Raw genomic sequence first — 25,725 nt, 5'->3', positions numbered from 1 at the left:
ACATTAGAAAAATATTTTCAACAAATCGTAATTCACAATTCGTATTTCATTTTTTATATTTTACCTTTGACCTCTCAATAAAAACAAAGATTATGGTTTATAAATTTAGAGTAATTCTAGACGCCGAAGAAGATATTTTTAGAGACATTGCTATTCTTGAAGAAGATACGCTTGAGGATTTACACAATGCTATCTTCAATGCTTTTGGTTTTGACGGATCAGAAGTTGCTTCATTTTATACTTGTGATGAAACCTGGAATCAGGAAGATGAAATTCCTCTTTTTGATACCGGCGATATTCCGGGTGAACAAAGAACCATGAACGATTATCCGTTGTCGAGTATTTTAGATAAAGAAAATACGAAGATTATCTACGTTTATGATTTTATCAGTATGTGGACTTTCTTAGTTGAATTGGCCGCTATCGAAGATGAGTTGGTTGGAGCAACTTATCCGGAAACTTTATTTTCTCACGGAGAAATGCCGGACGAAGCCCTAGAAAAAAACTTCGAAGCAGACGATATGCACAACGATATCTACGGAGAATTTGAAGACGATTTAGACGAAGACGATCTTGATATGTTTGAAGGAGATGACAGCTTCGAAGATTATGGTTTTGAGGAAAATTGGAACTGATGTTAGTTGCTAAGATTCTGAGATACTAAGATTCTAAGTTTTTTTATTTTGAGAGATTTTTCTTATTTTTATAAATTAATTTAAAAATAACAAATGAGTCATTTTAGAAAAATCTTAGTTTGGCAAAAGTCAATTTCCTTAGTTACCAAAATTTACAAAGCAACAAGTACATTTCCAAAAGAAGAAATGTTTGGATTAACTTCGCAAATACGTCGAAGTTCAGTATCTATACCTAGCAATATTGCAGAAGGTTCAGGCCGAGAAAGCACTAAAGATTTTTTACGATTTTTATATATTTCTCTCGGTTCTATATTTGAAATGCAGACTCAGCTTGAAATTGCAAAAAATATAATTTACATAAACGAAGAAGAATTTAACCTTTTATATGAGGACAGTCGAGAGATCGAAAGGATGTTAGCGTCGTTAATTAGAAAAATAAAAGACAGTAACTAAAAAACTTAGAATCTTAGAAACTTAGAATCTCAGCAACTCAAAATATGATCAACTTATTCAACACCCACATCGAGACGCTTTCGATACACCGCGTAGGGAACAAAAGCCGTAACGAAGCCATTTTTTTATCAGAACAGCCATTTAATCTAAATGATGAAATTGTGCCTTTGATAAAAGAGTACTTCTTTAAACCTTTTAGAGAAAAAGAGGAAAACTATTATCAGTTTGCACACGAAGTGGACTTGGATTACAATGACATGTTTAAATATGCAACTGAAATTTTTGCTAATCCTGCCAACATTCAGGAAGTTTCAAAAAAAATAACGAAGCATTTGTATGAGCAGTCAAATCATCCGCATATTAAAAACGGAGAGGTTTATGTAACGTACTTAACTAACTTAAGCATTGATAATAATGTCGTTGATGCTATCGGGATTTTTAAAAGTGAACTTCAGGCCGACTTTTTACAGTTTGAAGAAAAAGACAGCAACCTTGAAATGATTTTACAGCAAGGTATCAACTTGAGCAAATTAGATAAAGGGTGTTTAATTTTTAACTATAAAAAAGAAGAAGGATATAAAATCTTAACCGTAGACAGTAACCGTTATGATGCGCGTTATTGGTTAGAGCACTTTTTATCTGTAGATGCTTTTGAAGATGAAAACTTCATCACTAAAAAATATTTAAAATTCTGCCAGAACTTCGCAAAAGATGTTGTTTTGCCAGCAGAAGATAAGAAAGAGGAAGTAATGTTTATGAACCGATCTGTGAATTATTTCGCTAAAAATGATCAGTTTGAAGAGCAAAATTTCCTGAATGAAGTATTAGACAATCCAGACTTAATTCCTGAATTCAAAAACTATAAAGTTGATAAAGGAGAAAAATACAGCATCGAAGATGTAACCTCATTCCCAATTGCAAACGCAGCAGTTTCTGACGCCAGAAAATCGATTAAAAACGTTATTAACCTGGACACTCATATTCAGATTAAAATGGATTTTATCAACCCTGAAAGTGCAGAAAAATTTGTAGAAAAAGGCTGGGATGAAGAAAAACAAATGTATTACTACTTAGTGTATTTCAATAAAGAAGAAAAAAGCTAAGAGTCATTCATTTTCTATTACTTACTTACTATACAAAAAATGGCAGTTACATAATGTAACTGCCATTTTTTATTGAGATAAACTATTTTTATAAAACAGAGAAAACCGCTTTTACAATATCGTCATATACTTGTTTATCTCTTTCTCCTGTTCGTGCTAAAACCCGAATCCCGGAATAATTATTAAAGATAAATCGGGCCAGAACTTTTGCTTCCAGTTGTTTGGAAATATGCCCTGCCTCCTGCCCTTTCTTTACTGCATTTGTAAAAACTTCTTCCATTGTCTGGCTGTTGTTTTTTACAATCTTTGCAATTTCTTCATCGTGCATAGCCAATTCTACAGAAGAATTTACCATAAAACAGCCTTTTGTAATCCTATCTTCCAGACTTTCTATAACAGCTTGTTTAAAAATAGCATGAAGAGTATCTTTAACATTATCTGATTTTTCCAAAAGATCTTTCACAATATCCTGAGCCTGCAGTTGATAACGCTGTAAAGACTTTGAAAACAATTTTTGTTTGTCGCCAAAAGTATCATACAAACTCGAACGGCTTAAACCCAAATGTGTTACCAAATCCTGAGCCGATGTTCCGTTGTAACCTTTGTGCCAAAAAATTTCTATTGCTTTATCTAAAGCCTGATCTTCATTAAATTCCTTCGTTCTAGCCATGACATCAAAAATTAAATTTCTATGCAAATATAAGAATTAAACGGAACAATCGTTCCTGAATAAGCCAAAAAATTATAATACTGTATTGACAGTAAGTCCGCCGTCTACAACAATTTCTGTTCCTGTAATGAATGATGAATCATCTGAAGCAAGGAAAGAGATTGTTTTTGCAACTTCAGAAGCTTGTCCAAAACGTTTCAATAAAATCTTTTGTCCCAAAGCAGCACCTAAACCTTCTACTTCTTCTTTTTCCAAGCCTACTTTACCATATAAAGGTGTTTCAATTGGACCAGGAGAAACTGCATTTACTCTAATTTTTCTTGGTGCTAATTCACCGGCAAATATTCTGTTTAATGATAAAACGGCCGCTTTACTTGCTCCGTATACACTTGAACCCGGCATTCCTAATTGAGCATTTACCGAAGTATTAAAAATAATAGAACCTCCATCATTTAAAATTGGCAATACTTTTTGCACTGTAAAATAAACCCCTTTTACATTTACATTCATAATACTGTCATAATGCTCTTCTGAAGCTGTCTCTACCGGAGCAAAAGCTGCAATTCCGGCATTTAAAAATAGAATATCTACTTTTCCAAATTTTGCTTTTACTTCTTCTACTAAATTATCAATTGATTTTAAATCAGATTGATCTGCAACAATTCCCGTAACGTCCAATTCTGATTCGGCTTTTGCCAAGGCTTCTTTGTTTCTTCCTGTTACAATTACTTTCGCACCTTTTGATGCTAATTCGGCAGCAGCAGCATACCCAATTCCACTATTTCCACCTGTTACAATAGCTACCTTGTTTTCTAAATTTTTCATTTTATTTATTATTTAAGTTATTGATTATTCAATTATTATGGTACAAAGATATTATAACGGAACGATCGTTCCGTTATAAATATTGTTAATTTTTAGTTAAAATAATTGAGTCGTTTGAAAAAAGCCGATTTATAAGGGCTTATCTCTATGAAACTATAAGCGAAAGAAATTGTAAAATGCCGTTGATTCTTAATTTATGCTTAATTTTGTATCCTAAAAACAAAAAACAAGATGGATCGTCTTTTACCAAACGAAAGCCCTTTCGAAACGATAATCTCATTTCATAAACTAATCGAGTCTTTTGAGCAGATTGCTTTATCTGATGTTGATTATCGATCTAACTATGCTAAAGCCATTTTAAAAGAAATTGAGGCTTACCCAGAATTAAGAACCGGAATTCACGATTACAGTACTATCAAGAATAATGAAGTACTGATTAAAAATATTGCTGCTGATTTATTTCCTACAGCTTTGACAAACAATGAAATAAAGGCAATAACAATTCCTTTTCAGAATATATCCTTTAATTATACAGAACGTTTCAAGAAAATATTGCGCAATGCAGGTGATGAATTTTATATGGAAATTCGTGATTTTGATGATCATCAATTCTATATAAACAACTGCTGTTTGATATTAGCGTATTATTACAATTACAATATTGATTTTAATAAACCTTTTTTCTACGATATTCCGGATGAAGAAGGTGTAGAAAAGCATTATCGTATTTTGTATAATGCAGATTTCATGGAAATCACGCCAACTGAAAGATCTGTAGAATTAACTCAGGAAGATATTGACCAGTTAATTGACAATTACAATGATATTGATTTATGGAAATCTAAATTTCCGCCGGGAAGCTGGCTTTTAAAAGGTTTTGGAATCGTTTCTTTATTTGATGCCACTACAGAAAGTGCTATCTCCAATTTAAAAAGTAATCTTTTAAAACCAGAAACTTCAAGAGTTGCTTCTACAGAAATTATAGAAAATATCTTCAGGTCAATTTTTAAAATTCCTAGTTTAAAAGTGGGCTTTATTATCTACAATCCTGAAGAAGAAAAGTTTATACGACCAATAAAATTTGACAACCAAATGCAAAGTTTTTTACTTTCATCTACTCAGGAAGTAGATTGTAAAAATGCTTTTTTTGGATGTTCATTTGAAAATCTTTTAGATAAAAAGGAACCGTTTGTAATTTCAAATGTGAAAAAATTTATCGAAGAATCAGCAAACCCAAAACTTGGCGAGCATTTATTAAGTCAGGGAATTCAAAGCTGTGTTTTTGCACCGGTTATAAAAGATGACCATTTACTGGGCGTTGTCGAGCTGGTTTCTGAAAACATCCGCGAATTAAACAGTGTAAATGCAACAAAACTAGAATTGGTTTTACCGTATTTAACAGACACTATTGATCGCTATAATACCGATATGCAGCATCAGGTTGAAGCAATTATTCAGCGAGAATATACTACGATTCACCCAAGCGTATATTGGAAATTTAGAAAAGAATCACAAAACTATTTTCTAAATATAAATCATACAAAAGATTATATTTTTAAAGAAATTGTATTTAAAAATGTATTTCCGTTATATGGACAAATCGACATTAAAGGTTCATCTGAACATCGAAATGAAACGGTTAAAATCGACTTAAAAAATCAGCTTACAGCTCTTTTGGAAATTTTCGACAATCAAAAACCAAATTCAAATCTGGTTTTATTGGAACAAAGAAAATTCGAATTGGAATCGCTTCGCAGTGAATTGGATTTTCCGTTAAAAGCCGATATGGAGCAGCATATTCAGCGTTATATTGAAGAAGAAATTCATCCGATATTGAAAAACACAAAGGACAATGCTAAAAATAAAAAATTAGAAGAATTGTATTTTGAAAGTCTGGATGAAAAAACCGGAATGTTTTATCAGGAAAGAAAAAAGTTTGACAACGCAATGTCAATTATCAATAAAAGACTGGCTTCTGTATTAGATAAAAAACAAATTGAAGCACAGCAAATTTATCCGCATTATTACGAACGTTTTAAAACGGATGGTGTAGAACATAACTTATATATTGGTGCATCGATTTCGCCAACAAAACCGTTTGATATTATGTACCTGCACAATTTGCGTTTATGGCAGTTACAGACTTTATGCGAAATGGAATTAGAACATCATCAGCTGAAAGAATCTCTTCCGTATGAATTGGATGTTACTTCACTGATTTTGGTTTTCAGTTCGCCGCTTTCTATTCGTTTTAGAATGGATGAAAAACGTTTTGATGTTGATGGAACGTATAATGCAAGATATGAAGTTGTTAAAAAACGTATTGACAAATCGAATATTAAAGGAACAAACGAACGAATTACCGAAAAAGAGAAAATTACAATTGTATATTCTCAAAACAGCGAAGAGGCTGAATATTTAAAATACATTAAATATTTACAGCACAAGAAAATACTCGAACCTTCAATAGAACAATTTGAAGTTGAAGATCTTCAGGGTGTTTCTGGTTTAAAAGCAATTCGTGTAAAGGTGATTAATAACACCAATAATTTAAAAGCAAAGAAAATTACCTATCAGGATTTATTAGATGAGCTCAACTAAAAGTTGAGCTTTTTTATTTAAGATAACTTTGTCAAAATTTCATTGTACTGTATAATATACACATAGAAACATAGTTTTTGAAACTTAAAAAAGGCGCTTCACTTGTTTAAAAAACATAAACAACTATTTACTAAAAACTTATGTTCTTTTTTTACATATCTAAAACCTATGTTTCTATGTTTAAAATTATATCATCAAAGAAATTAAAGTGACTTAAAAGCGATTACAAAGGAAATAACGGTAATGATAATTCCAAACATAAAGAAGTTGTAAGCAATTCGCAGCAAATTATACTTTCGCTGTAGAACCAAACCTAAATAATACAAATCTTTAATCATATTTGAATACAGATAATCACGGTCTTTCATCATTTCATTCATCGCCCAGTCGTATTCTTCTAAAGGCATTTTATAGAAATTTCCAAAGAACAATAAATTAATCTTTTTGTTTTCAATATCTTCTCTTGTAAAAACGCCTGTTGTTACTTTTGGTCGTGTAGAAAGAATGGCGAAAATAATCGTAATTACACTAGACATCAGCATAATAAAAGTAGGTACTACTAAATGTGCATTTTTCGGGCTGTCTAATTTTGGAATTATAGTCGAAAGGGCAATCGAAATAATAATTGCATTTACAGACAATAAAATATTGGCTTTACTATCGGCAATACCGCTTAAACGAGTATGATTTCCAAGAGTAACACGAAATAATGTATCAACACCACGATCTGGTTTTTCTATTTTTTCGTTCTTTTTATTTTCTTTTTCGATGGCTTCCGCTGCTTTTAATTCCTGTTTATTAATTTTTTTCTGAATCAAAAGCAGGTTTTTCTCTTTTAGAGGTTGCCATTTTCTTAAGGCATAATCCGTATAAAATCGGTGTTTATTCAATAAAAAATTCAGATTTTCTTTTGTCCATTCGGTGTTAGAAAAAGCAACAATTCCGGTATTTTTTAATTCTAAACGCAATAATTCGCAGGTTGTAACATATTCATTTCCCATTAAATGTGCATAATCGGCATCTTTAATGATTTTTTCTAAATGTGTTTTTGGCTCATACTCTTTGGCTGTAGCCAAAATTAAACTGGAAACAAGCTCAATAAATTTTTCAGATTTTCCTTTTTCCCTTAAAAAATCAGCTGCAATTTTTACGCTTGTACTTTCATGGTTTTCATAACCTTCAACATATCCTGTATCATGGAACCAGGCAGCAGTCAAAAGTGCCTCTTTATCATCGTCTTTTACATCTTCTTTTTTACAAAGCTCTTTTACCGCAGTAACTACGGTGAAAGTATGGTTAAAATTATGATAAGAATATAAATTAGAAAGTTTATCTTTGAGTAAATTACTGACGAAATCTTCGGATTGTTCTATTAGATTCATAAAGAATATTATTTATACCACTAAATTATGAAATTGTTTTTGGATAATCATTTTATTGCTAAGATTAAAAACTTTTCATTAGCAATTACAACACTGCTTTTCATTTATTCCTGTGCAACGCACAAAACTCAATATGGAAAAAATGTTAGTGCCAACGAAACAGAAAACGCAACAGATACTATAAAAATTGCCCATACTTTTTATCTTGTTGGAGATGCCGGAAATGCTGATGAAGAGCAGGCTCAGCAAACACTCGAACTATTGCATCAAAAGCTTAAAAAAGCGAGCAAAAAGTCAACTTTACTTTTTTTAGGAGATAATATTTATCCTAAAGGTTTTCCTGCAGATAAAAACGCTGAGGATATTGCTTTGGCAGAAACAAAGCTGACAAACCAGTTAAAATTAGCCAAAGGTTTTAGAGGAAAAACCATTTTTATTCCGGGTAATCACGACTGGTACAGCGGTATTAAAGGTCTTGAACGCCAGGCTGATTTTGTAACAAAAAGCTTAAATGATAAAAAAGCATTTCTGCCAAGAAAGTCCTGTGCTATCGAAGATGTAAAAATTGATAGTATCACAACGTTAGTAACTATTGACAGTGAATGGTTTCTGGAAGATTGGGACAATCACCCCACAATTAATGACAATTGCGATATAAAAACCAGAGAAGACTTTTTTGATGAACTGGAAAATATCTTAAATAAAAATCAGGAAAAAACAGTTGTTTTGGCTATTCATCATCCTTTGCTGAGTAACGGTACGCACGGAGGGCAATTTTCATTAGAAAAACAATTATTTCCATTAGAGAAAAAAATTCCCCTTCCGATAATCGGCTCGTTTATTAATTTACTTAGAAAAACTTCCGGAGTAAGTCCGCAGGACATTCAAAATAAACAATATACTATTTATGCCAAGCGAATTAAAACGCTTTTACAGAAACAGAAAAATGTAATTGTAGTTTCAGGTCATGATCATAATCTGCAATATATCAGCAAAGAAAATATTCAACAGATTATTAGTGGTGCCGGATCAAAATCTGAAGCGGCAAGAGCTATAAACGAAAATGACTTTTCGTATGGCGGAAACGGCTACGTAACTTTAACTTTATTTAAAAGCGGCGATGCGAAAGTTTCTTTTTATGGAAATGAAAACAATAAAGAAAAACTGCTTTTCGAGCGTGAAATTATAAAGGCAAAAGAAATCAATTGGGCCTCGGATATTTCGAATAATTTCCCTTCAAGAATTACAACTTCTATCTATTCAAAGAAAATGACAGATAAAAGTTTGTTCCATAAATTTCTTTTCGGACAGCATTACAGAAAATACTACAGTATGCCAATTGATGTTAAAGTGGCAACGATTGATACTTTAAAAGGCGGTTTAAAACCCATTCGCGAAGGCGGAGGGCATCAATCTGTTTCTTTAAGAATGTCAGATCCTAAAGGACGTGAATATGTATTAAGAGGCATGAAAAAAAGTGCGACGGTATTTTTACAATCTGTTGCTTTTAAGGATCAATATGTGGTAAATGATTTTGAAGACACTTACACAGAAAGTTTCTTGTTTGATTTTTACACTACTTCTCACCCATATGCTCCATTTACAATTGGCAGTATGGCGGACAAAATTGGCGTTTTGCATACGAATCCAATTTTATATTATGTTCCAAAGCAAAATGGGTTAGGCGAATTTAATGCTGGTTTTGGAGATCAATTGTATATGGTGGAAGAAAGACCTGCCGATAATCATTTGGATGGAAAAAATTTCGGAAATCCAAGTAATATTATCAGTACAGATGATATGATGGCGAATCTTCATAAGGATGAAAAATACAGCGTGGATGAAAAAGAATACATAAAAGCGCGTTTGTTTGATATGCTGATTGGCGACTGGGACAGACACAGTGATCAATGGCGCTGGGCTGAATTTAAAAAAGACGGTAAAGTTATTTACAAACCAATTCCGCGTGACAGAGATCAGGCATTTGCAAAATATGATGGTGCTTTACTTTCTATATTAATGAATATTCCGGCACTTCGACATATGCGAACTTTTAAAGATAAAATTGGTAATGTAAAATGGCTGAGCAGGGAACCGTATCCAATGGATTTGGCTTTTTTAAGAACGGCAGGAGAAAAAGAATGGGTGGAACAGGCTAAGTTTATTCAGGAAAATTTATCTGACAGCGATATTGAAAATGCGTTAAAAAATATGCCTAAGGAAGTTCAGGATGAAACGGTTGAAGAAATTATTAGAAAATTAAAAAACAGAAAAAGAGAACTTCAAAAATATGCGATAAAATATTCTGATGTTTTAAGCAAAACGGTTATGATTGCCGGAACTGATAAAAAAGATAAATTTGTTTTGAATCATAATGCGAAAAAAAGTATTGAAGTTCAGGTTTTCAGAGTTAAAAAAGAAGGCGATGAATTGCAATATTCTAAAACATTAACTGATGCTAAAACTAAAAATCTATGGATTTACGGTTTAGATGACAATGATGTTTTTGAAGTAAAAGGCGATCAAAAATCAAGAATTAAAGTTCGTTTAATTGGAGGACAAAACAATGACACTTACAATATTGAAAACGGAAGAAAGGTTATTGTTTATGATTTTAAATCAAAAGAAAATACGTATAATCTTGATTCCAAAACTCAAACTCAGTTAACAGATGACTACGATGTTAACTTGTATAATTATGAAAAACCGAAATATAACGTCATTTCAGGCTTGCCAAATATTGGATTTAATCCTGATGATGGTGTAAAACTGGGTGTTAACCTAAATTATACGGTAAATAATTTCAAACAGAATCCGTATACACAAAGACATGTTTTAAATGCTTTTTACTATTTCGCGACAGGTGGTTTAGAGTTTAATTATGCCGCACATTTTCCTGGTTTATTAGGAAAATGGGTTATTGATGTGGAATCGCTTTATACTACTCCAAATTTTGCAATGAATTATTTCGGATACGGAAATGAGTCTCAATATGATGATGATTCCAGTATGGATTATAACCGTGTTCGTATTCGTAAATTCAACGCTTCGGGTGCTATTCGACACGTTGGAAGATATGGAAGTGAATTTAGTATACAACCTATTTACCAGAGAATGACGGTTGAAGAAACCGATAATCGATTTATTGATACTCCAAATATTGTAAATCCGGATGTGTTTAACAGTCAAAATTACGGGAGTTTGAAAGTAAAATATCTTTTCAAAAATTCCGATTTTGCCGCAAAACCTACTCTTGGAATGTATTTTATGATTGCCGGAACATGGACCACTAATTTAAATGAAACAACGAAAAACTTTCCAACATTAGAAAGTGTTTTAGGTTTTACACATCGAGTTGATAAAAACGGAAAACTGGTTTTAGCGACTTACCTTAAAGGAAAAGCAATTTTAAACAATAACTATGAATTTTATCAGGGTGCTTCATTAGGCGGCGATACTGATTTACGTGGTTTTAGAAATGAACGTTTTCTAGGAAGCTCTTATTTCTCTCAAAGTTCTGATTTACGTTTAAGTCTGGGCCGAATCAGAAAAACAATTGCTCCGTTTACTTACGGAATTTTAGGTGGTTTTGATTATGGAAGGGTTTGGCTTGATGGCGAAAATTCAAAAAAATGGCATCAGGATTACGGAGGCGGACTTTGGTTAAATGCAATTAATGTTTTAACTGCCAGGATCTCTTATTTTAAATCTCCGGATGAAATTGGGAGAGTTATTTTTGGGGCAGCGTACAGCTTCTAGCTGTTAGGTTCAGAGAGACAAAGGTTCAAAGGTTTTTCTTTTAGGTTCAAAGCGGCATAGGCCCAAAGGTTTCTGTCGCGAATTACACCAATTACCACTAATTTTATTAAATATAATTCGGGGAAATTGGTGTAATTCGCGGCATTTTTTTTGTAAAAACACCTTTGCACCTCTGAGACTTTGCCTCTTTGAACCTAAATTATTTCAATCTAAATTCGTAAACGTTTCCTCCTATTTTATTTGTTTTTTCGTCGGCAATTAAAAGTGTGTTATTGTCTTTAAAAACTATGGCTTCTTTTTGAGAAAAGTGGTTTAGATTTAATTCCGTTTGAGTTCCTTTATGGAATAAATCTCCTTTAAAACCTTTAAATAAAAGAACTTTATCATGACTTAATAAAGCGACTTTTTTTCCATCAGGGCTGATTGTGGCGCTGGTTAAAACGCAGTGATTGTAATTATTACAGGTTTTAAATTCCCCTATTTTTACTGCTTTTTGGGTTCCCTGCGCATTTTTTATTTTATAGATAAAAGCCGTTCCATCAAAACCTTTACTTCTGTTTTTTGTAAAAAGGTAGAAATATCCTTCATGTTCAAAAAAACCTTCAACATCAAAAAACAGCTCTTTTTTCTTTGGAGGAAATTCAGTTTGTTCCGGATAAGAAAATGAGATTTTATATTCGGCAGAAGCCACATCTTTATTAAGTTGATTCTTGGCTACTTTATAAATGCATAAATCTCTGCGTTCGTTATCATTGTTTCCGAAATCTCCAATGTAAATATTTCCGATTTTATCTTTGGTAATATCTTCCCAGTCAACATTTGTCGCGTTTGAAATTGTAATCGTTTTTTCTAATTTCCCTTTAGAATTAAGGGCATAAACAGCATTTTTATTACCGCTGTCTTCAAGAGTATAAAGTATGTTGGTTTCAGGAAAATAAGTAATTCCCGAAACTTCTTTTAATTTCTTCGGAAGTGAATAAAGTGTTTTTAAATCATCGTTTGACTGCTGCTGGCAAGCTAATAGTACTATAGAAACGGCTACTAAAAAGGTCTTTTTCATAAGATTGTTTTTTTTTTAAAACCATATAAGCTATATAAGGAAATTTAAGTTTTGCTTCTTCACTTATTGATTTTTTTTAAATCCTATAAGTAATAACAAATGCAATAAAACTCAAGTTTTGCTTTAATGAACTTATATGATTTAACTTTAAACTAAGTTTGTATTTTTAAAATTACGTATAATAAATTCAAATGCGGCATGCATGATATGTCCCATTGATTTAGCATTTTTAAATTTCATATCATTTGTATAACGGTACAATTCCATTTTTAGCTGATTTAAATGCTCTTGCGTCGAAATGGTATCGTGACACATAATATTTAATAACTTATTGATTCTGGTTTCGGCAGAATGGATACGTTTTGCTAAGATCGCTCTTTCTTCGTCTTTATACTGAATAATGGAACGTTCTTCTAATTTCTCTTTAATTAGTTTAATCATGGGGTAGTTTTCCTTGAAAAACTGCGGACGATAGACTTTGAAATTTCCTTCGTAACACTGCTGATCGAAATCAATAGGGCGGATTTTATAAACAACCTGATCAAAATCGTGAATTGGGACAATTACATAATTATACGCTCTCATATCGCCCAAAAGCCTAATCATACAGCGCTCGTTAAATTTAACAAACTCTTTGGCAATTTGCGCTTTTTCCATTTCGGTACATTTATCAAGGAGTGTGTCCATAAAAACATCACCAGGAATCCCTATAATATGTTCTTCTATTAATGTATCATTGTAAACCAAAAAGTTAATTTTATCCGGCGAAAGTATATCTTCTAACTCTAATCCGTAGATTCTCGAAGCATCGGCTTTTTTAATATAAAAATGAACATAATTGTCATTTAGAATATTTCTTACTTTAATTCGAAATGGTTTTGAATTTCCAAAAGTACAATAGTCAATTGCATCAACATTTAAAAACTGAATAATCTCGCTGTTTCCGTCAGAATGTAAAAGAGAATAGATTTTTTTGAGATTCAAATCAATTTCATTTCTTTCAAATTCGCTGTAATAAACGCGAATCCACAAAGTATCGGTTTCATTTTTATCATAAACATTGATGGAACCTGCAAATCGCAATAAGTCATCATAAAACACAGATACTTTCGAAATACGCTCGAATCTGTCTAAATAACTTAAAAGTGGCTGCGTTAAAGGATATGAAGGTTTCTTTAACACCATTAAAGGTTCGCTCATTTTGAATATCTTTATTACAAATTTACATCAATAAGATTATAAAAATAAATTTGACGTAACAATATGTAAGTTGATTCGTCTTACTTAAAACTAAAACCGAAATAAATTTGGAAACCATCCTTACTATTCAGAATCTCAGTAAAAGATACGGGCGTATTCACGCGCTTAAAAATGTGTCTTTTAGCATACAAAAAGGCCATGTCTACGGAATTCTAGGCCCTAACGGCAGCGGAAAATCAACAACTCTTGGAATTGTTTTAAATGTTGTAAACAAAACATCCGGCGATTACAAATGGTTTGACGGAACTGTGCAGACGCACGAAGCTTTAAAAAAAGTAGGTGCAATTATCGAGCGTCCAAACTTTTACCCGTACATGACGGCCGAAGAAAACCTTAAACTGGTTTGTAAAATTAAAAACATTGATTATTCTAAAATTACAGAAAAACTCGATCTTGTTGGTTTAACCGAAAGAAAAGATTCTAAATTCAGCACTTTTTCTTTAGGTATGAAACAGCGACTTGCGATTGCATCGGCACTTTTAAATGATCCTGAAATTTTAATTCTCGACGAACCTACAAATGGTTTAGATCCGCAGGGAATTCACCAAATTCGAGATATTATTAAAGAAATTGCTTCGCTGGGAACCACAATTTTACTGGCTTCGCATTTATTAGACGAAGTCGAAAAAGTATGTTCGCACGTTGTTGTTTTACGAAAAGGGGAAGTTTTATATTCAGGTTCTGTAGATGGAATGTCAGCTAATGAAGGATTTTTTGAGATTTCTTCGAATGATAATGCCACGCTGAAATCTGCATTAAATGATCATCAGGCTGTTGCCCAAATTAAGGACGAAGACGGGAAAGTTTTAGTGTATTTAAAAGCCGATTTATCTGCTTCGGAATTGAATCAGTTTCTTTTCTCAAAAAATATTGTTTTAAGTCATTTGGTAAAACGTAAAAATAGTCTGGAAGCACAATTTTTAGAATTAACCAAAAATACCAATCCAAAAATCTAACTAGGCCATGAACAGACTTATCTCTATAGAATTACAAAAAATCTGGATGAATAAAGCCAGTCGTATTCTTACTTTAACTTATTTTATACTGCTTTCTTTTATAGCTTTAATTGCTTCGATTAAATTTGATATTGGTCCTTTTAAATTTCATTTGGCAGAAATGGGTATTTTTAATTTTCCGTTTATATGGCATTTCAATACTTATGTGGCTGCTATTTTGAAATTATTTTTGGCAATTGTAATTGTTTCTATGATGGCTAACGAATACAGCTACGGAACATTGAAACAAAATTTAATTGATGGTTTAAGTAAAAAAGAATTTATTCTGTCAAAATTCCTTACCGTTGTTTTATTCTCATTTGTATCAACTGTTTTTATTTTTGTAATGAGTTTGATTTTAGGTTTGATTTTTTCTTCTTACACTGAAATTGGTATCATTTTTAGTGATTTAGATTATCTTCTGGCCTTTTTCGTAAAACTAACCGCATTCTTTTCTTTCTGTTTATTTCTTGGAATTTTGGTAAAAAGATCTGCTTTTGCATTAGGTTTCTTGTTAGTTTGGAATATAATCGAAGGAATAATTAGAGGTTTTTTAGCCTTTAGAGTTTTCCCGGAAAGCAATATCGATGAGAAAATTACACAGTTTCTGCCTTTAGAATCTATGTCTAATTTAATTGCTAATCCCGGTCCTAGATTATCTGTAGTAAAAAATATTGGTTCACAAATAGGAATCGATACAGACATCGACTATAGTGTAAGTTACTTTGCAATTTTTATTGTCTTAATCTGGACATTTATATTTATATACTTTTCTTACAAACTATTAAAAAATCGAGATTTATAGTATATTTGTTATACTATGAGCAAGACAAAAAGTTTTTTTATTATCCTGTTTTTTTGCATTTCATCTTTAAAAATGAATGCTCAAATTACTATTGACGATACAAAAACACCACAGCAGCTCATTGATAATGTTTTAGTTAACAGCTCATGTGCTGCTGCTTCGAATTCGACAGGTTTTGGAGATACTTATACGTCAGGAAAACAAAGTTTTGCCTATTTTAATAGAAATGGCAGCAGTTTCCCTTTTGAAGAAGGTATTGTTTTAACAACTTCAACAAGTACAGATGCTGGCAAATATTATGAAAGCAGTATGGGAGGAGGAAGTCCATTCTGGGCTGGCGATACAGATCTAAATCAGATTTTAGGTATAAATTCTATAAATGCAACCGTTTTAGAGTTTGACTTTGTTCCGCTTACGGATTATTTAAGCTTCAATTATATTTTTGCGTCGAACGAATACCAATATGTTTTTCCTTGCGAATATTCAGATGGATTTGCTTTTTTAATCAAAGAAGCAGGAACAACTGAGCCTTATAAAAACTTGGCCGTAATTCCAAACACGAATGTCCCTGTTTCATCTTTTAATGTAAAACCTCAAATTGTTCCGGGGATAAGACCTAATGGCGATGCATATGTTGGCTGTCCAGCATCATATGAAACATATTTTAATGGTTTTAATACAAACACTAGCCCAGTAAACTATGCAGGGCAGACTGTTGTAATGACAGCACAAACTACAGTAACTAAAGGTAAAACATATCATATAAAATTAGTTGTTGCTGATGCTAATACACGTTATTATGATTCAGCCGTTTTTTTACAAGCTGGCAGTTTTGCTTCAAATATTGATTTTGGTCCCAACCGAACTGCATCTAGCGACAATCCATTATGTTTTGGCGATACTTATTTACTGGATCCTAAATTATCTCCTGCATATTCTTATAAGTGGTATAAAGACAATGTAGAGATTGCAACTGCACCAACCTATACTGTTACTCAGCCAGGAAATTATAAAGTTGAAGTAACTCTAACACCAACTTCCTGTAGTTTAGCCGGTGAGATAAAAATAGATTATGCTCCCGAAATCCTTTCAACAAATACTTCTCTTTTGCAATGTGATGATAACAGCGACGGAATTTCGATTTTCAATTTAAGCAAAGCCAATAATATTGTAAAGAACAATGTTGCGAGCATTATTAATGAAGGATATTATACAACATTAGCCAATGCACAAACTAAAACTAATAAAATAGCAACTCCAAATAACTATACTAATACAGCCAATAATCAAATTGTATATGCTCGCTTAGAAAATGAGTTTGGATGTTTTAAAATTGCTGAAGTAACATTACAAATCGCCGCAACATCAATTGCAGATCCTGATCCAATAAGCACGTGTGACGGAGACGAAGTTCAGGACGGATTATATCAATTTGATCTGAATGCAGAAGTTACACCTCAAATCACTTCCGGACTTCCAAGCGGACTAACTGTAAATTATTATTTAACAGCTAATGATGCTTTAACAGAAACAAATCAATTACCTGTTATTTTCAAAAACACAATTGCTTACAATCAAACGATTTATGCAAGAGTCGTAAATGGCCCAGATTGTTATGATGTTGTTCCTGTTCCTCTTGTTATAAATACTTTTAACCCGCCAAATTTTGAGGATGAATCTGTTTATTTATGCAGAGACAGTGACGTCACATTATCTGTAGCAACAGGATTCAGCAGTTATTTATGGAGTAATGGAGAAACCACCAACTCTACTGTTATTACTGCTCCTGGTGATTATACAGTTACGGCAAAAGATGCAAACGGCTGTGAAAAAACTAAAACTTTTAAAGTAATTCTATCTGAACCGGCAACTATAACAAACGCTGTTGTTAGAGATTTTTCCGGAAATGATAATTCTGTTCTAATTGAATATACAGGAGCAGGAAACTATGAATTTTCTTTAGATGGATTAACTTATCAAAATGATCCTTTATTTACCGGAATCGCAACAGGAATTTATTACGCGATAGCAAGAGATAAAAACGGATGTGGATTATCAAATTCATTTTTGTTATATGTTTTAGATTATCCTAGATTTTTCACTCCCAACGGAGACGGTTACAATGACTTATGGGTTATCGAAGATTCTAATGTACTTCCTAATTACACGATCCATATTTTTGACCGTTACGGAAAACTTCTGAAAGAAATGAATCAAAACAGTACAGGTTGGAACGGGCTGTTCAATGGCCAGCAGCTTCCATCTGACGATTATTGGTTTACTTTGGTCTTTGCAGACGGAAGAAACGTAAAAGGACATTTTAGCTTAAAAAGATAAGATTTTAAAATCCCAATACTCTTGAGTTTAAAATTCATATTTAAAACTCAAATTGTGTAAAAAATTGAATTTAGATCATAAAAAAAATCCCAAACTCCTATTGGAATTTGGGATTTTATATTGAAAATTATCTCAAAGTCTCGGGATAATTAGATTTTAAATCTTTTTCTATCAGTTTCTGTCAAATAGATTTTTCTCAAACGAATAGATTTTGGAGTTACCTCTACATATTCATCTTTTTGAATGTATTCTAATGCTTCTTCAAGAGAGAAAATAATTGGTGGAATAATTCTCGCTTTTTCATCATTTCCAGAAGAACGTACGTTAGATTGTTTTTTCTCTTTTGTTACGTTTACACACATATCATCACCACGAGAGTTTTCTCCAATTACCTGACCTTCGTAAATTTCGGCATTTGGTTCAACAAAAAACTTACCACGATCTTGTAATTTATCGATAGAATAAGGAATAGCTTTTCCTTTTTCCATAGAGATTAATGAACCTTTGTTACGTCCGGCAATTTCTCCTTTGTAAGGCTCATATCCAATAAAACGGTGTGCCATAATAGCTTCACCAGCTGTTGCAGTAAGTAATTGGTTACGTAATCCAATAATTCCACGAGATGGAATATTAAATTTTACAATCATACGCTCCCCTTTAGTTTCCATGCTTAACATTTCACCTTTACGCATAGTAACGAATTCAACTGCTCTACCTGAAAGGTTTTCTGGTAAATCGATTGTTAATTCCTCAATTGGCTCACATTTTTTACCATCAATTTCTTTGATGATAACTTGCGGCTGACCAATTTGTAACTCATATCCTTCTCTTCTCATTGTTTCAATAAGAACAGATAAGTGAAGTACTCCACGTCCAAAAACCATGAATTTATCTGCAGAATCAGTTTCACCTAACTTCATCGCTAAGTTTTTCTCTAATTCTTTTGTCAATCTTTCTCTAATATGGCGAGAAGTTACAAATTTACCCTCTTTACCAAAGAAAGGAGAGTCATTAATTGTAAACAACATACTCATAGTAGGCTCGTCGATATCAATCGTTTTTAGACCTTCCGGATTTTCAAAATCAGCGATAGTATCACCAATTTCAAAACCTTCAACTCCAATGATTGCACAAATATCTCCAGCAATAACTTCTTGTACTTTTTTACGGCCAAGTCCTTCAAAAGTATGAAGTTCTTTGATACGAGATTTAGATACAGTACCATCTCTTTTTACTAATGAGATTGGCATACCTTCTTTAAGAACTCCTCTTTCAAGACGACCAATAGCGATACGACCTGTAAATGCAGAGAAATCTAAAGAAGTAATTAACATTTGAGGTGTTCCTTCAGAAACTTTAGGAGCTGGTACATTTTGAACAACCATGTCTAATAACGGCTCAATGTTTTCAGTTTGGTTTTTCCAATCATCAGACATCCAGTTGTTTTTAGCAGATCCATAAACGGTTGGAAAATCCAACTGCCATTCTTCAGCACCTAATTCAAACATTAAGTCAAAAACTTTTTCATGAACTTCTTCAGGAGTACAGTTTTCTTTATCAACTTTATTGATAACTACACAAGGTTTTAAACCTAAATCAATAGCTTTTTGTAATACGAAACGCGTTTGAGGCATTGGGCCTTCAAAAGCATCCACTAGCAAACAAACACCATCGGCCATGTTCAATACACGTTCTACTTCACCTCCAAAATCCGCGTGGCCAGGAGTATCGATAATGTTGATTTTTGTTCCTTTGTACTGAACAGAAACGTTCTTAGAAGTAATAGTAATACCTCTCTCACGCTCTAAATCGTTATTATCAAGAATTAAATCACCTGTATTTTCGTTGTCACGAAATAATTGACAGTGATACATAATTTTATCAACCAAAGTGGTTTTACCGTGATCGACGTGGGCAATAATTGCAATATTTCTAATAGATTCCATTTGTGATTTTTAATGGGTGCAAAAGTACACTTTATTTTGATAAAAAAAACGTTTCTGCGATAGTTTGCGTATATACAAGTAATTAGTTCTTTAAATCAGTGTTAATTTAGGGGTCAAAATGAACTTTAGTTGTTGTTTAGTTATAGTTAATTTAACTATATTTGAGTGATGAAAAGTAAAACTCTCCAAATTACTCTTGTTTACGTTATCATATCGCTAATTATGGCAATTGTCTGCCATAATTTAATCACTGAGCACTTTTTTCAAACAAAATACTTCTATTTATTCTTCTTAAAAGATGTTTTCTTCATAATAGCTACAGCCTTTATTTTCAAATATATACTATCAAGAAACGAAAAGAAAAATATTTCAGTTTTTAAAAAATTAAAAAAAACAAATGAAGAAATTAAAGAGTCTAACGAAAAATATGATATTGTTGCAAAAGCAACAAGCGATACGATTTGGGACTGGAAAATTCAGGAAGACCGAATAAATTGGAACAAAGGAATCGAGGGCATTTTTGGTTATAATCCGGAGGAAGTTGGAAAAACCTCAAAATGGTGGTTTGACAAAATTCATCCTGAAGACAGTATACGAATGTCAATAAAATTATACTCTTTCATTGAGCAAAAAACTGAAAAATGGCAGGATCAATATCGCTTTAGATGTGCTGACGGAACTTATAAATATGTTTTAGACCGTGGTTTTTTATTAAAAGATGAAAACGGAAGAGCCATCAGAATGATTGGAGCTATTCAGGATATTACCAAACAAAAAGAAGAAGAACAACGGTTAAAACTTTTAGAAACCGTAATTACACAATCAAAAGATTCCATTTTAATTACCGAGGCCAATTCGCTTGATCGAAAAATTCCGAGAATTGTTTATGTAAATCCAGCATTTTCTCAAATGTCAGGCTATCAGTCAGACGAAATTATTGGAAAATCGACTAATATATTCAAAGGCCCAAAATCAGATTCCGAGGAATTAAAAAAGCTTTTACGTGCCATAAAAAATGAAGAAGAATGTGTTATCGAAACCATAACTTATACTAAAACGAAAGAAGAATATTGGGTTCGTTTTGCTATGATTCCAATTTTCAACAACGAAGGCGTAATTACACACTGGATTTCTATTCAAAGAGATATAACAGACGAGAAAAAACTGGAAACCGAAAAAGAACATCTTATTCGTGAACTTACACAAAACAACAAAGATTTAAAACAGTTTTCTTATATCACATCGCACAACCTGCGTGCACCATTATCAAACTTAATTGGCCTTTTAAATCTAATCGAAGACATTCCCATCGAAAATGAAGAGCTTGAAGAAATTTTAGCCGGCTTTACCAAATCAACCCATTTATTAAACGAAACGATAAATGACTTAGTAAAAGTTATCATCATAAAAGATAACCCTTCAATGCAAAAAGAAGAGGTTTCGTTAAAAGAAGTTTTTGAAAACGTTTTTAGTCAGTTATCATTTCAAATTGAACTCCACAAGCCTATAATTAAACTTAAATTTGACAGAGTTCCTCTTTTAAATACAAATAAGGCTTATATTGAAAGCATTTTATTAAATCTGCTTACCAATTCAATAAAATACAAATCAGAAAACAGGAAACTAAAGATATCAATTACAGCTGAACAAATAGACCATCAAGCTATACTTACCTTTAAAGACAATGGAATTGGGATTGATTTAGAAAGAAATCGGGATAAAATTTTTGGTCTTTATCAAAGATTTCATAATTATCCTGACAGTAAAGGATTAGGTTTGTATCTTGTAAAATCTCAGGTTGAGACTATGGGAGGAACCATTACTATAGACAGCGAAGTAAACAAAGGCACCACATTTACCATAACATTTAAAAATTAATATTATGCTTGAGCAGATTTTATGCATTGACGACGATCCTATTACGTTGCTGTTATGCAAAAAAGTAATCGCAAAATCTTCATTTTCACATGAAATCATTACAGCTCAAAATGGCGAAGAGGCTTTACACCATTTCAATACTTTAAAATACAATAACAAAAACACCGTAATCAAAAAGCCTGAACTAATTTTTCTGGATTTAAATATGCCGGTTATGGGCGGATGGGAGTTTTTAGACCATTTCACCTCTGACGATTATGCAGAGTTTAATACCGCAAAAGTTATCGTATTATCTTCTACAATTGACCCTGAAGATTTAGCTAAAGCAAAAAAATATCCTATAATAATAGATTTCCTTTCAAAACCAATTACTCAGGCAATGCTGGAATATCTAAAAAAGAAAATAGACTTTTAAATAAAACTCCAATTATTTTAAATTTCCAAATTCTAATATATTTATTGGATTTGGATTTTTTTTAACCTTAAAAAATTGAAATATGAGATTTAAAAACATTGCTGTTTTCAATACTATTCTAAACAAAAAAAGTCCTCTAAAAGAGGACTTTTTGTATATTTAAAAATTGCAATTAATTACAATTTAGCAACATGCTTAGTTAATTTAGACTTCAAGTTAGAAGCTTTATTATTATGAATAATGTTCTTTTTAGCTAATTTATCAATCATAGAAATTACAGTTGATAATTTTGCAGTAGCATCAGATTTATCAGTAGCTAATCTTAATGCTTTAATAGCATTACGAGTAGTTTTATGTTGATATCTGTTAAGAACTCTTCTTTTTTCGTTACTTCTGATTCTTTTTAACGCTGACTTATGATTTGCCATTTTTTTTTTAATTTTAGATGTAATAATTATTATAAATACTAGTTAAAAAAGAAAAACCTCCCACAATTATAAAAAAATCACTTTGGTTTTAACTAATAAAACAAAAACCGAGACACCAATTTTTATTTTACAAAACTTATTTACAACTAATTTTGTAGTCTGTAAGGGAATCGAACCCCTGTTACCAGGACGAAAGCCTGGAGTCCTAACCCCTAGACGAACAGACCAATATCCTCTAAGTTTTCTCCAATTTTAAACAAAATTGAAATTGTAGTCCGTGGGGGAATCGAACCCCCCTTACCAGGATGAAAACCTGGCGTCCTAACCGATAGACGAACGGACCATTACATCAAGTTAAATAACTTAAATCGCAGAAAAAAAAAGTAGTCCGTGGGGGAATCGAACCCCCCTTACCAGGATGAAAACCTGGCGTCCTAACCGATAGACGAACGGACCATGTATTTCTCTAATGCGGATGCAAAGATACATCTATTTTTTAGTTGCACAATAGCTGATGCAAAAAAAATTAAACTTTTTTAATACGCCTTAGCAAAAAAGACTCTTTTAGATGAAGGATTCCCTGTAAACACACAGCTTCCCGCCTCTTCCACAGCTCCTAAAGGAATACATCTAATCGTTGCTTTTGTCAAATCTTTTATCTTCTCTTCGGTTGCTGCAGTACCATCCCAATGAGCTGAAATAAATCCTCCTTTTTCTTCTAAAACTTGCTTAAACTCCTCAAAATTATTCACTTCTGTAATATGTGTATCACGATAATTTAATGCACGATCAAATAAATCCTTTTGAATCTGCTCTAACAAGTCATTTATATATTCAACGATTTTTTCACTTGCAACAACTTCTTTCGTTAAATTATCACGTCTTGCAACCTCAAAAGTTCCGTTTTCTAAATCTTTTGGACCAACAGCAATCCTAACAGGAACACCTTTCAATTCCCATTCCGCAAACTTGAATCCTGGCTTTTGAGTTGTTCTGTCATCATATTTTACCGAAATCTTAAGTTTTCTCAATTTTGCGGTTAATTCATTCACCGCAGTAGTAATTTCAGCTAATTGCTCATCTGTTTTATGAATAGGTACAATCACAACTTGAATTGGAGCCAAGTTTGGAGGCAGCACCAATCCCTGATCATCAGAATGCGTCATAATCAAAGCCCCCATCAAACGAGTAGACACTCCCCATGAAGTTCCCCAAACGTGTTCTTGTTTACCTTCTGCGTTAGCAAATTTTACATCAAAAGCTTTTGCAAAGTTCTGACCCAAAAAGTGAGAGGTTCCAGCCTGCAATGCTTTTCCATCCTGCATTAAGGCTTCAATACAATACGTTTCATCTGCACCTGCAAAACGCTCCGTTTCAGTTTTAATTCCTTTTACAACAGGAATCGCCATAAAACTTTCTGAAAAATCAGCATAAACATTCATCATTTTTTCAGACTCTTCTATCGCTTCTGATTTTGTTGCGTGAGCCGTATGCCCTTCCTGCCACAAAAATTCGGCAGTTCTTAAAAACAAACGGGTACGCATTTCCCAGCGAACTACGTTTGCCCATTGATTGATCAGCAAGGGTAAATCTCTATAAGACTGCACCCATCCTTTATATGTAGACCAAATAATTGCTTCACTTGTTGGACGAACAATAAGTTCTTCTTCTAGTTTGGCATTAGGATCAACTATTAATTTTCCAGGTTTATCAGGATCATTCTTTAATCTATAATGTGTTACAACAGCGCATTCTTTTGCAAATCCTTCTGCATTCTTCTCTTCGGCTTCAAACATGCTTTTAGGAACAAACAAAGGAAAATAAGCATTTTGATGTCCTGTTTCCTTAAACATTCTATCTAACTCTGCCTGCATTTTTTCCCAAATTGCATAGCCGTATGGTTTAATTACCATACACCCTCTAACTCCTGAATTTTCAGCTAAATCTGCTTTGACAACCAGCTCATTATACCATTTAGAATAATCTTCTGATCGCGTAGTAAGGTTCTTACTCATATTATATAGTTTGGCACAAATTTTGTTTTAATAATTTTAACTAAATAGTTTGACAAAACTAACTATTTTTGTAATGTGCAACAATAAAAAACACCACAGATATGAAAACTTATACTACTCTCCGCCAAAACTCGAGTCATTTTTACTTAATTGGATTACTGAGTTTTCTTTTAGCATCATGTGGTTCTTACCAAAATACATCGTATTATGACAGCGATGGGGTTTATGGTAATTCTACCAACAGATATGCTCAAACAAACAACAATGCAGCTGCAAATAATCAATACAAAGACTACTTCAGATCATTACAAGATGATGATCAGCCTACAGAAATTTTCACAGATGTAGACAGTTACAGCAACTATTCTGAAAGCGACAGCACACAGACCGCTTCTGCCGCTTATCCTGCATGGGGAAGCAGTAATTCAGATGTTTCTGTAAACGTATACTCTACTCCAAACTGGTCATTCGGATTAGGTTGGGGATATCCTTATTATGGATGGGGAGGATATGGCGGATACTGGGGCGGAGCATATTGGGGAGCCGGATGGGGTTACCCGGGATATGCTTGGGGATACCCAGGATACTGGGGACCAGGATGGGGTTATCCAGGATATTGGGGAGGCAGTTATTATGGAAACTACTCAAACAGCTACGGCCGAAGAGGATCTGCAGCCTATTACGGCAACAGAAACTACACTTCAAACAGAGCATATGCTTCTAACAGAAATTACACAAACAGAAGCTATTCTGGAAACAGAAACAGTTTTTCTAACAGAAACAGCACTTACACAACAAATAGAAACTACTCCAACAGATCAAACAGCTATTCTGACTACAGAAGAAGTTCATCTGTAAACGGAAGAAGTTATAATAATACTTCGAGCCCAAATTTCTCTAACAGAAGAAGCTATTCATCTCAAGGTCAAAACAGCACTTATGACTCTAGCAGAAGATCAAGCAGCAGTACACCAACTAACAGAAGCTACAACAATAGCAGCAACAGCAACTCATCTAGAAGCTACTCTCCTAGCCCATCACGTTCATCGAACAGCGGCGGAGGAAGCATGAGATCATCTGGCGGCGGCGGCGGAGGCGGAAGATCATACGGCGGAGGCGGAGGCGGAAGAAGGTAACATTTTTCCCTTTTTCCCAATC

At 33.0% G+C, this 25,725-nt stretch carries 19 protein-coding genes and 3 tRNA genes; 11 read left to right on the top strand and 11 right to left on the bottom strand.

Annotation, left to right across the window (positions count from 1 at the left end; all coding sequences use genetic code 11):
• Positions 1-92 precede the first annotated feature (92 nt).
• The 3 genes from L1276_RS14065 to L1276_RS14055 all read left to right on the top strand — a co-directional run bounded on the left by L1276_RS14065 (position 93) and on the right by L1276_RS14055 (position 2,191).
• Complete coding sequence (locus tag L1276_RS14065) at positions 93-635, top strand: plasmid pRiA4b ORF-3 family protein (RefSeq protein ID WP_253788803.1); 543 nt, start codon at positions 93-95, stop codon at positions 633-635.
• Positions 636-728: 93 nt separating this feature from the next.
• Positions 729-1,088 carry a four helix bundle protein gene (locus L1276_RS14060; RefSeq protein ID WP_253788801.1) on the top strand — a complete coding sequence of 120 codons (360 nt, stop codon included), beginning with the start codon at positions 729-731 and terminating at the stop codon, positions 1,086-1,088.
• A 44-nt stretch (positions 1,089-1,132) separates the two neighbouring features.
• Positions 1,133-2,191, top strand: coding sequence for a nucleoid-associated protein (locus L1276_RS14055; RefSeq protein ID WP_253788800.1), 1,059 nt, complete (start codon positions 1,133-1,135; stop codon positions 2,189-2,191).
• An 88-nt stretch (positions 2,192-2,279) separates the two neighbouring features.
• On the opposite strand, the gene L1276_RS14050 is transcribed toward L1276_RS14055, so the two are convergent.
• Both L1276_RS14050 and L1276_RS14045 read right to left on the bottom strand, forming a co-directional pair.
• Positions 2,280-2,861: a TetR/AcrR family transcriptional regulator gene (locus L1276_RS14050; protein ID WP_253788798.1), complete on the bottom strand. Its 582-nt coding sequence runs from the start codon at positions 2,859-2,861 to the stop codon at positions 2,280-2,282.
• A 72-nt stretch (positions 2,862-2,933) separates the two neighbouring features.
• Positions 2,934-3,686: an SDR family oxidoreductase gene (locus L1276_RS14045; RefSeq protein ID WP_253788796.1), complete on the bottom strand. Its 753-nt coding sequence runs from the start codon at positions 3,684-3,686 to the stop codon at positions 2,934-2,936.
• A 231-nt stretch (positions 3,687-3,917) separates the two neighbouring features.
• Here L1276_RS14045 and L1276_RS14040 point away from each other — a divergent pair, with 231 nt between their 5' ends.
• Positions 3,918-6,287, top strand: a complete 2,370-nt coding sequence (locus tag L1276_RS14040) for a GAF domain-containing protein (RefSeq protein WP_253788794.1) — start codon at positions 3,918-3,920, stop codon at positions 6,285-6,287.
• Positions 6,288-6,490: 203 nt separating this feature from the next.
• Here the strand turns inward: L1276_RS14040 and L1276_RS14035 are convergent, their stop codons facing one another.
• Positions 6,491-7,669, bottom strand: a complete 1,179-nt coding sequence (locus L1276_RS14035; protein ID WP_253788793.1) for a Pycsar system effector family protein — start codon at positions 7,667-7,669, stop codon at positions 6,491-6,493.
• 27 nt (positions 7,670-7,696) lie between these two features.
• Here L1276_RS14035 and L1276_RS14030 point away from each other — a divergent pair, with 27 nt between their 5' ends.
• On the top strand, positions 7,697-11,428 hold the full coding sequence (locus L1276_RS14030) for a metallophosphoesterase (RefSeq protein WP_253788791.1): 3,732 nt from the start codon (positions 7,697-7,699) through the stop codon (positions 11,426-11,428).
• 199 nt (positions 11,429-11,627) lie between these two features.
• Here L1276_RS14030 and L1276_RS14025 read toward each other — a convergent pair whose 3' ends face one another.
• A complete protein-coding gene (locus L1276_RS14025) occupies positions 11,628-12,488 on the bottom strand; it encodes a hypothetical protein (RefSeq protein ID WP_253788789.1) in 861 nt (286 codons plus the stop codon).
• Between the two features lie 147 nt (positions 12,489-12,635).
• Complete coding sequence (locus L1276_RS14020; protein ID WP_253788787.1) at positions 12,636-13,688, bottom strand: hypothetical protein; 1,053 nt, start codon at positions 13,686-13,688, stop codon at positions 12,636-12,638.
• Between the two features lie 107 nt (positions 13,689-13,795).
• On the opposite strand from L1276_RS14020, the gene L1276_RS14015 reads away from it, so the two are divergent.
• The 3 genes from L1276_RS14015 to L1276_RS14005 all read left to right on the top strand — a co-directional run bounded on the left by L1276_RS14015 (position 13,796) and on the right by L1276_RS14005 (position 17,885).
• A complete protein-coding gene (locus tag L1276_RS14015) occupies positions 13,796-14,704 on the top strand; it encodes an ABC transporter ATP-binding protein (protein WP_253788785.1) in 909 nt (302 codons plus the stop codon).
• A gap of 7 nt (positions 14,705-14,711) precedes the next feature.
• The gene (locus L1276_RS14010) at positions 14,712-15,548 is read left to right on the top strand and encodes an ABC transporter permease (protein WP_253788783.1); all 837 of its coding nucleotides are present in this window, start codon (positions 14,712-14,714) and stop codon (positions 15,546-15,548) included.
• Between the two features lie 72 nt (positions 15,549-15,620).
• Positions 15,621-17,885, top strand: coding sequence for a T9SS type B sorting domain-containing protein (locus L1276_RS14005; protein ID WP_253788780.1), 2,265 nt, complete (start codon positions 15,621-15,623; stop codon positions 17,883-17,885).
• Positions 17,886-18,034: 149 nt separating this feature from the next.
• Here L1276_RS14005 and typA read toward each other — a convergent pair whose 3' ends face one another.
• Positions 18,035-19,831 (bottom strand): translational GTPase TypA, encoded by a 1,797-nt coding sequence (gene typA / locus L1276_RS14000; RefSeq protein ID WP_253788779.1) that lies wholly within the window; start codon positions 19,829-19,831, stop codon positions 18,035-18,037.
• Positions 19,832-19,999: 168 nt separating this feature from the next.
• Here typA and L1276_RS13995 point away from each other — a divergent pair, with 168 nt between their 5' ends.
• Both L1276_RS13995 and L1276_RS13990 read left to right on the top strand, forming a co-directional pair.
• Positions 20,000-21,709 carry a PAS domain-containing sensor histidine kinase gene (locus L1276_RS13995; RefSeq protein WP_253788777.1) on the top strand — a complete coding sequence of 570 codons (1,710 nt, stop codon included), beginning with the start codon at positions 20,000-20,002 and terminating at the stop codon, positions 21,707-21,709.
• Positions 21,710-21,713: 4 nt separating this feature from the next.
• A complete protein-coding gene (locus L1276_RS13990; protein ID WP_253788776.1) occupies positions 21,714-22,124 on the top strand; it encodes a response regulator in 411 nt (136 codons plus the stop codon).
• Positions 22,125-22,300: 176 nt separating this feature from the next.
• Here L1276_RS13990 and rpsT read toward each other — a convergent pair whose 3' ends face one another.
• The 5 genes from rpsT to proS form a co-directional block, all read right to left on the bottom strand.
• Entirely contained in the window at positions 22,301-22,552 is a 252-nt protein-coding gene (rpsT, locus tag L1276_RS13985; RefSeq protein WP_253788774.1) for a 30S ribosomal protein S20, read from the bottom strand.
• Between the two features lie 155 nt (positions 22,553-22,707).
• Positions 22,708-22,779, bottom strand: a tRNA-Glu gene (locus L1276_RS13980).
• A gap of 44 nt (positions 22,780-22,823) precedes the next feature.
• Positions 22,824-22,895, bottom strand: a tRNA-Glu gene (locus L1276_RS13975).
• Positions 22,896-22,936: 41 nt separating this feature from the next.
• Positions 22,937-23,008: transfer RNA gene (locus L1276_RS13970), tRNA-Glu, on the bottom strand.
• An 80-nt stretch (positions 23,009-23,088) separates the two neighbouring features.
• Positions 23,089-24,567 carry a proline--tRNA ligase gene (proS, locus tag L1276_RS13965; protein ID WP_253788772.1) on the bottom strand — a complete coding sequence of 493 codons (1,479 nt, stop codon included), beginning with the start codon at positions 24,565-24,567 and terminating at the stop codon, positions 23,089-23,091.
• A 101-nt stretch (positions 24,568-24,668) separates the two neighbouring features.
• Here proS and L1276_RS13960 point away from each other — a divergent pair, with 101 nt between their 5' ends.
• Complete coding sequence (locus L1276_RS13960; protein ID WP_253788770.1) at positions 24,669-25,703, top strand: hypothetical protein; 1,035 nt, start codon at positions 24,669-24,671, stop codon at positions 25,701-25,703.
• The last annotated feature ends 22 nt before the right edge of the window (positions 25,704-25,725 follow it).

This window comes from Flavobacterium sp. HSC-32F16 (assembly GCF_024171645.1).
Taxonomy (GTDB): Bacteria; Bacteroidota; Bacteroidia; order Flavobacteriales; family Flavobacteriaceae; genus Flavobacterium.
The sequence above is the reverse complement of the archived record's forward strand: the minus strand, read 5'-3'. Positions and strand labels throughout refer to the sequence as shown.